Source organism: Acinetobacter sp. DMC2 (assembly GCF_056314305.1).
Genome location: NZ_JBQUYP010000003.1, coordinates 1 through 13,842 on the forward strand (window position 1 = coordinate 1; position 13,842 = coordinate 13,842).

The 13,842-nt window shown below is 38.1% G+C and carries 8 protein-coding genes; all 8 read right to left on the reverse strand.

The genetic code is table 11. The annotated features are described in order from the left end of the window. Window positions 1–126: 126 nt before the first annotated feature. On the reverse strand, window positions 127–2,133 hold the full coding sequence (locus ACT53H_RS06785) for an esterase/lipase family protein (protein ID WP_476008908.1): 2,007 nt from the start codon (window positions 2,131–2,133) through the stop codon (window positions 127–129). 115 nt (window positions 2,134–2,248) lie between these two features. After that, on the reverse strand, window positions 2,249–3,193 hold the full coding sequence (locus tag ACT53H_RS06790; RefSeq protein WP_312822520.1) for an ABUW_2363 family tetratricopeptide repeat lipoprotein: 945 nt from the start codon (window positions 3,191–3,193) through the stop codon (window positions 2,249–2,251). Between the two features lie 105 nt (window positions 3,194–3,298). Then, the gene (gene cysE / locus ACT53H_RS06795) at window positions 3,299–4,114 is read right to left on the reverse strand and encodes a serine O-acetyltransferase (RefSeq protein ID WP_151962632.1); all 816 of its coding nucleotides are present in this window, start codon (window positions 4,112–4,114) and stop codon (window positions 3,299–3,301) included. Further along, window positions 4,107–4,946: an RNA methyltransferase gene (locus tag ACT53H_RS06800; protein ID WP_476008909.1), complete on the reverse strand. Its 840-nt coding sequence runs from the start codon at window positions 4,944–4,946 to the stop codon at window positions 4,107–4,109. Before ACT53H_RS06800 ends, cysE begins: the two co-directional genes overlap by 8 nt. 14 nt (window positions 4,947–4,960) lie before the next feature. Beyond that, entirely contained in the window at window positions 4,961–8,524 is a 3,564-nt protein-coding gene (gene dnaE / locus ACT53H_RS06805) for a DNA polymerase III subunit alpha (protein WP_151962633.1), read from the reverse strand. A 199-nt stretch (window positions 8,525–8,723) separates the two neighbouring features. Then, entirely contained in the window at window positions 8,724–9,791 is a 1,068-nt protein-coding gene (locus ACT53H_RS06810) for a type II asparaginase (RefSeq protein ID WP_004792894.1), read from the reverse strand. 688 nt (window positions 9,792–10,479) lie between these two features. Then, window positions 10,480–11,787 carry a dicarboxylate/amino acid:cation symporter gene (locus tag ACT53H_RS06815; protein ID WP_174732717.1) on the reverse strand — a complete coding sequence of 436 codons (1,308 nt, stop codon included), beginning with the start codon at window positions 11,785–11,787 and terminating at the stop codon, window positions 10,480–10,482. A gap of 475 nt (window positions 11,788–12,262) precedes the next feature. After that, window positions 12,263–13,693, reverse strand: coding sequence for a pyridoxal phosphate-dependent aminotransferase (locus ACT53H_RS06820; RefSeq protein WP_476008910.1), 1,431 nt, complete (start codon window positions 13,691–13,693; stop codon window positions 12,263–12,265). Window positions 13,694–13,842: the final 149 nt, after the last annotated feature.

A 13,842-nucleotide genomic window follows, 5' to 3' on the forward strand; every position in this document is an offset into this window, starting at 1 on the left:
TCATTATTGCTACAGGTGAAGGTGCTAAAGCATCACTCTCTGCGTTTGATTACATCATCCGTTCTGGGCAATAAAATTTAATTTCAAAACGAAAGAGCCAAAGGACAACCTTTGGCTCTTTTTATTTTATGGTTTATATAAACCGTGTTCGACTAAATGCTCTCGTAAAATACGACGCAGTTCTAGTACCGCTTGTGGAGTGAGCTGGATTGAATGACCACCCGGAAGAACTTTCTCAGACTTGGCACCTTCTAAATGAGCACTTTTATAAGGAACAATACCATCAGTAATCACATTTGGATCATCGCTCTTGGTGATATTCCCCATAATAGAGTGGAAGACTAACCCCTGGTGCGGGTTAATATTTTCTGTAAGTTCCATAAATTTGGACTGATGACTTAAGTCACTTGGACCATTTTGAATCAAACCATTATCAATATTACCCAAGAAATCTTTAACATCTAAATTTTCAGTGGTGAGAGACGTTGCTACAGCTGATAAAAATGCACCTGGTAGGCGAATAATTTTACGTGCAGCTAACGTAAACCAACGATCGGCATAATCTGTACCTCGATGAGGAGAAGCTAAGAAAATTGCACGATCAAAATTATTGATTGAATGCATTTGCAATCGCTCAGTAACCATTGGATGTTTCTTGAAACGGTTTTGCTGACGAATCGTCATCAAATCTAAAGCAGGCTTAGTAATATCACCATCACTGACCAGTAACCGACTAATAATACCTCCCATACTATGGCCCACAAGAACAGCATTATGTGCAGCAGGGTCATTTGGGTTCAAAGAACCAAAAGCTTGTTTAAGAAGGGCATAAGTTTGGAAACGGCTTTCCAAAATTGGCATATTGGTTGAATAGAAGACTTGCCAAACTTGGTAATTGTCTCGTAAAACCGTGTCACCCATAACATCATTGGTGAGTGCAATCCAAGCTTCAGGGCTACTTGCCAAACCATGGACTAACACAATAATTTTCTTATTTGGATTATACGGTTCAAGCATGTAGAGGTGCGGCATAGTTAAATGCTGATCGCGGTCAATCAGGCTTAAATAAGCTGCCACACCTAAGTTATTTTCGGCCAGCCATAGACCATAAGGCGCTGAAAAGTTAGCAGCCAGAGGATATTGTTTACCAGCTACCTTGATATTATCTGTCCGATATGGGTCATAAACTCGAATTATGAATTCAGGATTATTAATAATTTCTTCAACAGTGGTCGCATGTTTTGGTTCAGCGACAATAGTTGCAGCCAAATAACGTGCATGATGAATATTTGGATTTACACCATTTTTATAATTGTATTTAAGCGGGTCTAGAATATATTCATTAATATCTTCGCTTCCTGAACTCGGGAAAACAGCCACAAATTCAGAGCCAAAACCATCACGGCGGTTAATAGTTCTTAACCCTGAAAAATTTAAGTTATAACTTGAAATTAATTTTTCTAATTTTTGACCTGTTAACTGTCTATGAAACTCAAAGTCAATTGTGTAAACACTTTTACCAATGTGAATTTGTGGTTCAACCACATTTTTCTTGGGGTGCCTTAAATCATAAACACTGACCATTTTGGCAATTGCTTGATTATAGAAGTCGCGAATTTGAACTTGTCTATTATCAAAAATACGGTCGGCAGGTAAGCGTTTCGTTGCAAAAAGATAAGCATAGCTATAACGAATACTTTTATCTAATAAATTCAATTGCTGGTCTACGCAGTTATCATAACTATTCTGGATACTTTTTTGTTCTTCTTCAGATTTATGTTTGGTAAATCTACTTACTTTGCAGTCAGAGGTATCTGATAAGGCCATTGCTTTTGCCAGGTACATCTCGCTTGCAGCAGATAAAAATTGTTCATCTAAAATTTGAGGAAGGTTTTTGAGTTGATTTACACAGGTTTCAGGGGTGTCTGTACAAACTTTAGCTTCCTGACCTGACATAGATAAAACATTCAGGCTTGCTTCGCTGAGTTTATCTTGCGTAAGAATACTATTGCGTTCATTTGCAATGGTTACATTTAAAGCTTGTTGTTTAACATTTACGACCTGACATCCACTCAGAATTGAACCGAGTAGCATGACCGTCAACAGTGTTTTGTTTCTTTTTATTGAAAACATTAGGGTCAAAATATAGTGGCTCAATGGTAGGTAGATCATACAAATTTTAAAGTAATTTTCAAATGATCAAATACAAAAAAGGGCTGTCAAAACAGCCCTTTTTGAAGCACTAAGCTTATTTTTTAGATGTTGCACTTGGTGTTGTAGTTGCAGACATTGCAGGGTTAGTCAAAACTTGCCATACATTCCAACGACCTTGTTTTTCAATTTCTTGAATTAAACGATCAGCAATTTCCGATTCATCTGGATATTTCACTTTATAATTTTTAAGTGTCTGAATCGCGTTTTTCTTTTGCTCCATTGCAATATAGTTATTTGCAGCAGCTAGATACGCTTCTTGAACATTACCTTTAATGGCTTTATCTAAGTAAGGAATGGCTTCACGTTGACCACCACCTTCAGATAAACCGAAACCAAACCAGAAGTTCGTTTCTGCATCATCTGGGCTAATTTTTAAAAGTCTTTGAGCATATTCTAAAGATCTAGTGGTATGAACGGTACCTAAATCAAGATTACGCGCAAGAACACTTGCTTTGAAAGCACGAAGCAAAATATCAAATGATGCATTTGGGTTTGCAGCAAGTGTATCAAGTTGTTGTGTTACTTCTTTAAGTTTACTTTCGAAACCTTTACGTTCTTGGCGATCAGTAAAGCGAGGTGGGTAGTGACGAGCTTTGCCTTCTACTAACTGTAAAAAGTCGTCAATACTTGTAACATCAATTTCATTTTCACCAGCTAAAACTGCGTATTTCATTGAACGCTGTGAATTATTTACAGTCGGAACAATCAGTTTGTTGACGTCGAGAGTAAGCTGTTTAGTCGGGTCATCTTGACGATTAACGACCATTTTGGTTACTGGCTGTGCAGCAGCATCTTTTAAGGCAACTTCAAATGCTGGCGGTTGATCGTAGTTAAAAGGATTTAACGCATAAAAAGGAGGAGTAAGCTCTGGTTCCTTGAAAACAAAAGGCTCAATTTTTTGTTGTTTTACAGGTGCCATTGTACAAGCTGTTAAACTTGAAGTCGCAAGGATGATATATGCCAAAGGCTTAAAATTCATAGGATCTTCCGTTCATTTTAGTAAAGTCAGATTTGGTAGTGACAAGTCTAGAAAAAGCTAAACCGACATGCAAGGGTAAGCGTGTTACATTATGAATCAAGAATATTACGTTTTTGATATCTTGTTTTGTGCACCACATTCACGACGCACTTCTTCAAGAATTTTTAGCTCTTCATCACTAAAAGGTTGTTCATCTTGACTTTCTTTTTTGAAACTAGGGTCTAGCTCTGATAAACGCTGACATAAATTATTCATACGTGTTTCATTGTGTTGAATACGATCGAGCAAAACGCGCATACCTTCTAAAATAGGGTCCGACTGATCAGCAGTTGTCGCATATGGGGCAAAACCAATACTTTGTGCATAATCGCGGCGACGTTCTTCATCTTTATCTTTAGTTTTGTCGGCATCTTTATAGATATAGCGAGCAGGGTTTCCTACAGCAGTTACTCCAGCAGGAACAGCTTTGGTCACTACAGCATTCGAACCGACTTTGGCACCTTTACCTACAGTAAATGGACCCAAAATTTTCGCACCCGCACCAACCACCACGCCATCTTCTAAAGTTGGGTGACGTTTGCCGGTCTTCCATGTTGTACCACCTAAGGTAACACCATGATAAAGCGTTACATCGTCGCCAATTTCAGCAGTTTCACCAATCACAACACCCATGCCATGATCAATAAAAAAACGCTTACCAATTTTAGCGCCTGGATGAATTTCAATACCTGTTGCAAAACGGCTAAATGAAGAAAGTAGGCGTGCCGCACCTTTACAATCTTTTTGCCATAATTCATGCGCGACACGATGCATCATAATTGCATGAATGCCAGGGTAGGTGGTAAGAACTTCGAGTGTATTGCGGGCAGCAGGATCTCGCGCAAATACAGCTTTTATATCTTCTTTAAGCTGCTTAAGCATTGGGTTGATCCTCCTTGTCAGATAATGCTTTTTTCCATTTACCACTTGTTAAAGCTTGTACGCGACTAAAAATACCGCGAAGTAAATGATATTCCATACGATCTAATTGTATACGACCAAATAAACGACGCAAGCGTAAAGGTAATAAACGTGGATTTTCTGGATCTAAAAATTCGATTTCAGTCAGCATTTTTTCTAGATGAGGATAAAACTCTTCCATTTGTTGCTGAGTCACCAAAGGTTCATCCCATTGCATGCTTTGGCCTTGAACTAATGGCATTTCATCTACATTCTGATCGACTTGCTCTTGCTCGAGAGTAGACATGCGAAGTTCGTAACATACAACTTGAATCGCTTGCGCAACATTTAACACGCCATAGTCCGGATTGACAGGAATCGTTAAATGATAATTTGCCAGTGCTAATTCTTCGTTTGTTAAGCCACGGTCTTCACGGCCAAAAACAATAGCAATTTGTTGTCCTTGAGATGTTGCCTTAATAGCTTCTTTAGCTGCAGGTCTCACATCCAGTAAAGGCCAAGGAATGGTGCGACTACGAGCACTTGTTCCAAATACTAAATGACAATCTTTAATCGCATCTTCTAAGGTATCTACAATCTCAAGATATTCAAATAAATCTTGGGCACCAGCGGCAAGTGCTTGTATATCTGGATGAGGATATGTTTTTGGTGCTACGAGAACTAATTTAATTAGTCCCATTGTTTTCATGGCACGTAAAGCACTACCAATATTGGCAGGTAAAGTCGTATTTACCATGACAATACGCACTTGTGCTAATTGTTTTGACACGGTGGTGTGGTCAAACGAACTCATAAGATTTCCAGAAATTACGAATATTGAGAAACTTCGCTTTGGTATAAATCCAATGCATCGTCCATAGACATACCCGCAGGAGGAGGGGCAACAGCATGTGGACGAACAGGGTCTGCTGCTTTAGCTGCTTTCGACTTTACTTGATATTCAATATAAATATTATCTTTACCAAAATAATCTCTGAGTTTAGCAAGTAATTCATCTAGAGGAGCGACTTTCCATTGCGGACCAAGCTGAAGTTCGGCTTGAGCATAGGGTTGATCAATCTGTAATTGTAGAGTGATATGTTGATGCATATCTACATTGCAAAATGGCAAGATCATGTTTTGCAGATCTTTTGCCAATGTTGGCTGCATGAACTCTTCTGTTAATTTGATTTGAATACTGTTAGCACGTTTTTGTCTTATTTCATTTAATGTGAAAGCCTTGGTTAAACGTCCCATTGGACGATCAAAGCCTTCTCGCTCATAGATTTCGCCTTCGAAAACTACAACACGTTCAACTTGCACAATATCTTTAAAACGTTGGAAACGTTCATGGTTACAGCTGACTTCAATACGTGCCGTACCATCATCAAGTACAATAACCACACGGTTCGGGAAGTTTGCGACATCAATGACCAAACCTGCATAAACCGTTGTAACACCACGACGCGTCGCAGTAATTTCGTTTAGTTTTACAGGAATAAAAGCTTTGAGTTCTTGTCGGTAAACATCAATTGGATGACCCGTTAAATATAAACCAAGCGTATCTTTTTCGCCTTTGAGACGAACTTCGTCACTCCATGGTTTTACTGGTTTAGCTGGCTTGCGTTGAACTTCTTCAACCTCACCAAATAAATCCATAATTCCACTTTCACGGTTACTTCGAGCTTGTTCAGCGGCTTGAACAGCTTCAGGCAATTGTGCCATTAAGCTTGCACGTTCAATTCCTAAGCAATCGAGTGCACCCGCGCGAATTAAAGCTTCAAGAGTACGCTTATTGATTTTCTTCAAATCAATACGATGGCAAAAATCGAATAAATCTGTATAAGGACCAAATTGTCGACGAGAGTCAATAACTGACTGCATTGCTTGTTCGCCGACGCCTTTAATTGCACCTAAACCGTAAACAATCGTTTTATCGTTACTTGCATGGAAGTGATAAGTCGACATGTTGACTGATGGTGGTAAGACTTCAAGATTATTGTTTCGACAGTCATCAATCAAAAATACAACACTGTCCGTGTTTTGCATTTCCGATGTCATTACCGCTGCCATAAACTCAGCAGGATAATGAGCTTTTAACCATGCAGTATGATAGGCAACTAGGGCATAAGCAGCCGCGTGAGATTTGTTAAAACCATAGCCTGCAAACTTTTCCATATAGTCAAAGATATGGTTTGCTGTACTTTCGTCAATCCCTTTTTCAGCAGCACCTTCTAAGAAGATTTGGCGCTGTTTGACCATTTCCTCGGGTTTCTTTTTACCCATTGCACGGCGTAATAAGTCTGCGCCACCTAACGTATAACCTGCACAGATCTGTGCAGTCTGCATCACCTGTTCCTGATAAACCATAATCCCGTAAGTTGGTTCTAATACACCTTCTAAAAGAGGATGGAGATATTCAAAATCTCCACCATGCATACGGTGAATAAAGTCAGGAATCAGATCCATTGGACCCGGACGATACAAGGATACGAACGCAATAATTTCTTCAAATTTGCTTGGACGTGCCTCTTTAAGCATCCGTTTCATACCGACGGATTCAAACTGGAATACCGCTGTCGTATTTGCATCGGCAAAGACAGAATAGGCTTTAGCGTCGTCTAGAGGAACATGCAAGATATTGAGTTGATCATTACTGTCGCGGTTTTTATTAATATTTTGAATCGCGTCTTCAATAACGGTTAAGTTACGTAAACCCAAAAAGTCGAACTTGACCAGACCCGCTGCTTCTACATCGTCTTTATCATATTGAGCAACACGGTTTGTTCCATCTGCATCACAAAGTACAGCCGAGAAATCGGTAATTTTACCTGGTGCAATAACTACACCTCCGGCATGTTTACCAGTATTTCGGGTTATACCTTCTAACTTTAATGCCATTTCCCAGATTTCGCTTGCATCGTCGTTATCTGGGTTAGATGGATTGGTCACAATATCTTTAAGCTGAGGTTCCATATCAATGGCGGTGGCTAAATCCACACCGAGCGGTTTGGTAGGTACCATTTTTGAAATACGGTCAGCTAAACCGTAAGATTTACCCAATACACGTGCAACATCACGGATTGCACCTTTTGCTGCCATGGTTCCGAAAGTTGCAATTTGTGAAACGGCTTCGCGACCATAAGTACGCGATACGTAATCAATAACGCGGTCACGTCCGGCAATACAGAAATCGACGTCAAAGTCAGGCATCGATACACGTTCTGGGTTCAAGAAACGTTCGAAGAGCAGATCGTAACGAAGAGGGTCAAGGTCAGTAATTTCTAAGCTATAGGCGACTAATGAACCTGCACCTGAACCGCGACCTGGCCCGACAGGAACACCATTACTTTTTGCCCATCGAATAAAGTCCATGACGATGAGGAAGTATCCAGGGAAACCCATTTTCAGGATAATACCAACTTCATAATCAATTCGTTCATCGTAAGGCTTACGAATCTCAGGCCAGTCTTCGCCACGTTTTTCAACAGGGTAAAGATAATTTAAGCGTTCTTCCAAGCCCACTTTAGATAAATGTTCAAAATAAGTGTCGATGGTAAAACCATCTGGAATTGGATAGTCAGGTAAAAAGTAAGTACCGAGTTGCAGTTTAACGTTGCAACGTTTAGCAATATGATAGGTGTTCTCGATAGCACTAGGAATATCGGAAAACAATTCGATCATTTCATCTGAGGTTTTAAAGTGCTGCTCAGGACTATATATGCGTGGACGGCGATTATCTGCTAGTACATAACCATCAGCGATGCAAACACGTGCTTCGTGTGCTTCGAAATCTTCTTTTTCTACAAAGTGCACATCATTATGTGCAACTACACCAATATTATATTGTGCAGCAAGCTTAGTTGCTTCTTGAATAAAGTCTTCTTCACCGGGACGGTCGGTACGTGTTAAAGCAAGATAAACACGGTTACCAAATTTTTCGAGCCATGCTTCTAAAAGGGGAGCTGCTTTTTGCGGGTTAGATGAGCAAAGCATCTGACCAACATCACTATGCTGACCAAGTAAAACGATAATATCTTGATGCTGTTCAAGTATCCATTCTTTTTGTACACATGGAATACTGAGCTGTTGTCCTTCAATAAAACCGCGTGAAACAATTTCGGTTAGACTTTTCCACCCGACATCACTCATTGCAAGTAAGGTTGCACGGTGTTGAGCATCATCAAGGCGAATTGTGCTACCTAAAAGAGGCTTAATGCCTTTTTTTAAACAAGAATTATAAAACTTTACTGCCGCATGGAGATTAGAGAGGTCAGTTAATGCCAACGCAGGCATTTGGTCTTTAACCGCAGCATTGACCAAGTCAGGTATGCGAACTATCGACTCTGTAATCGAAAATTCTGTATAAATACCTAGATGAACAAACTGCATAAACCAATCCTTAATGCGACCGAAGCATAGTTTAACACGCAAAGTTAAAAGGAAATGGTTAATATTTTGGCAAACTGTTAAGGATTTTATTATTTAAGAAGAATGAGTTGAACATCTATTGTACAGTTTTAATATAAAAGACATTATTTTTATAAAATATGACCAGCTCAAACACCAAGGTTTGAGCTGGTTGAAAAACTTAGTACTGCCAGAACATACGTTGAATTTCTTTAACGTCATTAGTCTTAGTAAGAGCTAATGCAGCAAGAATACGCGCTTTTTGAGGGTTTAAGTCATGTGCTGCTACCCAACCATATTTAGAGTCAGGTTGTTCTGCATCACGTAATACAAAACCTTGTGGAACACGTGATGAGCGGATAATTTGAATACCGTTCTTGTCGTGAAGATTTTGTAAAGTTGGTACGATATATTTTGGTACAGAACCGTTACCAGTACCTGCATTAATAATCGCTTTAGCGCCTGCTTTTGCATACGCTTCATATGCATCTGGAAGCATAGAGTCTGAACCATAAACGATCTGTACAGTTGGAAGTGCATCGCCTTTAATATTTTCAATATTAAATTCTGAAGCATTTGTAAAACGTTTTACAGATTGTCTGAACCAGTATGGCTTGCCTTCAACTAACGTACCTAAAGCGCCCCATTGGCTAACAAAAGCATTTGTATGAATGTTAATGCCTTTAGTGACATCACGCGCTGCAAAAATAGAGTCGTTCATAAGAACCATAACGCCTTTATTTTTTGCATCATCAGAAGCAGCTAAAGCAACTGCGCTATAAAGGTTAAGTGGTCCGTCTGCTGAAAGGGCAGTTGAAGGACGCATTGAACCAACAAGTACAATAGGTTTATCAGTGTGAACAACTAGATTTAAGAAAAACGCTGTTTCTTCTAAAGTATCTGTACCGTGAGTAATCACGACACCATTAACAGATGGTTTTTTTACCAGTTCATTTACTTGACGAGCAATTTCCAATAATTCCTTATCAGTAATACTCTCAGAAGCGATTTGTAATGCTTGAATACCGGTGACATTCGCCAAATCTTTGATTTGTGGAACAGCATTAATTAAGGCATCAACTGGAACTTTTGCAGCAGTATAGGTTGCACTGTTTGCTGAGCTTGCGCCAGCACCCGCGATAGTACCGCCAGTGGCTACAACAACTACATTATTTTTTGCGTAAAGTGGGAGAGAGCAGGCCAATAAGCCCATCGCTAAACCTAAAGATTTAACAGTTTTAGTCAACATCGAAAATATCCTTATGAAGTGACGAAAGTAAAAAAAGTTTGTCGAATATGTCAGCTTTTCCTAAGCAAAACACATACCATGTAAAACATATTCGTAACTTGTTTGAATAAGAAGCATCCCTGAATAGCATTTTGTTTCATCAACAATTGCTTAGTCATTGCCTTTATTTAGCGTTAATAAATATCATGAATAAAATAAAAAATCTATTAAGTTTTTCTAATTTATCTTATTTTTTTATGTTTTTAACATAAAGGAGGTAAATAATTTTATCACTATTATAAAATTTAAAAATAATGGGTTTGACATAGTTTTATTTACCATTTGGTATTTATATGTTATTGATTATATATAATATTATTTATTAATAAAATTATATGGATTTTTTGATAGTTGAACTAAATAGTAATTTCAATAGTTTAATATAATTAATTAGTAATGAAATGAATTAAAAATTAATCAATTGATGTTTATTTCTAAGAATATAGATTCTGTTTGGGTGGTTTTTATTCTCTTTTTAAGGTTTATTTTAAGGAAATTTAATAGGAGTGAAAATACATTATTTAGTTCATTATTTAATATGGAAATACACATAAATTTTTATTGTTTAATTTTAGAATAAAAAGAAGAGCAATTTTATAAGGTCATATAAAATTGCTCTTAAGTTGGGAGAGTGGGAGAAAAGAGAAACTTAAGCGGTTGTTTGTTCTTGAGTTGATTTAATTAATACAGGTTCTGGTAACTCTTCAGTATCTGCTACTTTTTCGCCTTCAAGCTTAGCAACAACAGCGGTAGCAATACTGTTGCCTACTACGTTTGTGGCAGTACGACCCATGTCAAGGAACTGATCGATACCAAGCAATAAAAGAATGCCAGCTTCAGGTAAATGGAACATGGTGAGTGTTGCTGAAATAACTACAATTGAAGCTCGTGATACACCTGCAATACCTTTACTTGTTACCATTAGAGTTAGCAGAATTAAGATTTGTTGAGTGAAGCTAAGATCGATGTTGTAAGCTTGAGCAATAAAGAGTACCGCAAACGTGGTGTACATCATTGAACCATCTAGGTTAAATGAATAACCCAACGGTAATACAAAGCTAGTCACCTTTTTAGGTACACCAAATTTATTGAGTGCATCCATTACTTTAGGGTAGGCAGATTCACTTGAAGCTGTAGCAAAAGCAAGAGTTACAGGTTCACGAATGAGTTTACCTAAGCGGAAAATATCTTTTTTAAGTACGATTGCACCAACAGAGAACAAAATGATCCAAAGTAGCAGAAGACCGAAATAGAACTCAGCGATTAAAATGCCGTAGTCAACAATCAAGCCTAAACCTTGTACTGTAATTGCTGAAGCGATTGCAGCAAATACTGCAAAAGGTGCAAACATCATGACGTAATCAGTAATACGGAACATGATCTTGCTAAGTTCTTCAGTCAAACGAACAATAACAGACCCTTTCTCGTTGCCTTGATTTACAAAAGCGAGTGCCGAACCAAAGAAAATTGAGAAAACAAGTACTTGTAAAATATCGTTATTTGCCATTGCTTCTGCAATACTGCGTGGAAACACATGACTTAAGAATGATTGCAGCGTAAAGCCAGTGGTCGCTGGGAGAGAAGCGCCACTAAGTTGTTGAGCTGTTGGTAGTGCTAAATCTAGAGCTGCACCAGGTTGGAAAAAGTTTGCTAAACCCATTCCGATAGCAAGCGATACAAACGAAGCAGTAATGAACCAAGTCATTGACTTGAGTGTGATACTACCAATTGATGTAGATTTCCCCATTGATACAATGCCTGAAACAATTGTGGCAAATACCAATGGAGCAATAATCATTTTGATGAGGCGTAAAAAGATGTCTGTGCCGATGCTGAAATAAGAAGCGATCTGTTTGAGTTGTTCGCCCTCATTGAAGAAGTGGTGACAAATCCAACCTGTCAGTACGCCAAGTAAAATAGCAATAACAATATACTTGAGCAATTTCTTTTGCTTCATATGAACCTCTATCCATTTGATTCAATCATTCTTTGATGGGATTTGAATGATTGAAAGCTTTCCTTGTTAGTTCAGTCCGGTCGTTCTACCGATTTTATCTTCCTAGATACCTGTATCTGTTTTAACCGAATCGAATATGGTGATGTTGTTATGGAGGGGGATTGTTGCTCGATTTTGAAGCAGTGTGAAATGCAAAAAAATATTGATCCATGCATTTTTTGCATAATGAAGATTGGGCGAAATGTGAAATTACGCACAAATTTAAACGTATGGTAAAAAATATAGAAATAAATTGTTAAACAGAATTTAAAGATTAAATAAATTAAATTTTTAATAGAAGTTATTTAAATTCAATGTTTTATTTTGGGAAAAATGAAAGCGTGGAAGTGTTTGTAATTATTCTTTTTTTAAATTAGTTAAATAAAATTATCAAAAAGGCATCCAATTTAAGATGCCTTTTTTGATATGCATTTTTTTAACGACGATTGGCTAAGAAACGACCTAAACGAGTGATTGCCTCTCGTAATTCATTTTCGGCCGGTAAGAAAACCACACGGAAATGATCTGGAGTTGGCCAATTAAAGCCCGTACCTTGTACCAGTAACACTTTCTCTGCACGTAACAAATCAAGCATTAATTTTTCATCATCTTCAATTGGATAGATGTTTGGATCGAGGCGAGGGAAGCAGTACATTGCTCCATCTGGTTTTACACAGCTTACACCAGGAATTTCATTTAGCATTTCCCAAGCAATATTACGCTGTTCGTACAAACGACCACCTGGACGAATCAGGTCATTAATTGATTGATAACCGCCTAAAGCAGTTTGAATCGCATATTGAGCTTGAACGTTTGCACATAGGCGCATTGACGCCAACATATCTAAACCTTCGATATAGTCAGCAGCACGGCTTTTATCTCCGGTAATTGCCATCCAGCCTGAACGGAAACCTGCAATACGATAAGCTTTTGATAAACCATTAAAAGATACGCAAAGCTGGTCGCCAGCTAATGAGGCTACTGAAACATGTTCAATGCCGTCATAAATAATTTTGTCGTAAATTTCATCAGCAAATAAAATTAGATCATATTTTTTTGCCAGCACTACAATTTGTTCAAGAATATGGCGTGGATAGACTGAACCAGTAGGGTTGTTTGGGTTAATGATGACAATACCGCGAGTATTCGATGTAATCTTGCTTTCAATGTCAGCAATATCTGGATACCAGCTATTTTCTTCATCACATTTATAGTGAATTGCTGTACCACCTGAAAGATTAACAGCTGCTGTCCAAAGCGGATAATCCGGCATTGGAATCAACATTTCGTCGCCATCATCAAGCAAGCCTTGCATCGCCATTACAATAAGTTCAGACACACCATTACCAATATACACGTCATTCACGTGCATATTTAGGATGCCTTTTTGTTGGTAATATTGGCAAATAGCTTTACGTGCTGGAAAGATACCTTTTGAGTCAACATAACCAATCGCATTTGGTAGGTTTAAAGCAACGTCATTAATAATTTCTTGTGGGGCTTCAAAACCAAATGGAGCAGGGTTGCCGATATTTAGCTTGATGATTTTATGTCCTTGCTCTTCCATTTCATTGGCGGCTCGTAATACTGGTCCGCGAATGTCATAACAAACATGCTCAAGCTTCGATGATTTCTTTATTTCTCGAGAAGTTGGCATAGATTGGAGGGTAGCAATATTTTTAGACATAGCTGGATTCACTTTTGCATATCGGTATAAATAACTTTTAAATGTTTTAACTGTTACCAAATTCAGATCGTGTTGATCTTTTAGTAATTCAACAATTTTTTCATGGGTAAAGCCCGATTGCTGATACTGTTTGATAACTGGTAATAGTTGCTGGAAAAGCACACTTTTTTTCTGAGACATGTTTTGTCCTATACAACCGTGCCAAACAAGAATAGCACCATCTTTGCTTCCTTGAAAGAAAATAAAATATAAATTTGCTTACTTTTGATTTTAAATTTTGCTTACTTTTTGCTTTCTAGTACTTAGATGTTTAAAATCCAACAAATTTT

What these genes read in the sequence shown, in the direction of transcription:
- ACT53H_RS06810 (WP_004792894.1), bottom strand. Translation starts at nt 9,791, where the DNA reads ATGTTGACTAAAACTGTTAAATCTTTAGGTTTAGCGATGGGCTTATTG.
- ACT53H_RS06800 (WP_476008909.1), bottom strand. Translation starts at nt 4,946, where the DNA reads ATGAGTTCGTTTGACCACACCACCGTGTCAAAACAATTAGCACAAGTG.
- ACT53H_RS06790 (WP_312822520.1), bottom strand. Translation starts at nt 3,193, where the DNA reads ATGAATTTTAAGCCTTTGGCATATATCATCCTTGCGACTTCAAGTTTA.
- ACT53H_RS06815 (WP_174732717.1), bottom strand. Translation starts at nt 11,787, where the DNA reads ATGAAGCAAAAGAAATTGCTCAAGTATATTGTTATTGCTATTTTACTT.
- ACT53H_RS06820 (WP_476008910.1), bottom strand. Translation starts at nt 13,693, where the DNA reads ATGTCTCAGAAAAAAAGTGTGCTTTTCCAGCAACTATTACCAGTTATC.
- ACT53H_RS06785 (WP_476008908.1), bottom strand. Translation starts at nt 2,133, where the DNA reads ATGTTTTCAATAAAAAGAAACAAAACACTGTTGACGGTCATGCTACTC.
- cysE (WP_151962632.1), bottom strand. Translation starts at nt 4,114, where the DNA reads ATGCTTAAGCAGCTTAAAGAAGATATAAAAGCTGTATTTGCGCGAGAT.
- dnaE (WP_151962633.1), bottom strand. Translation starts at nt 8,524, where the DNA reads ATGCAGTTTGTTCATCTAGGTATTTATACAGAATTTTCGATTACAGAG.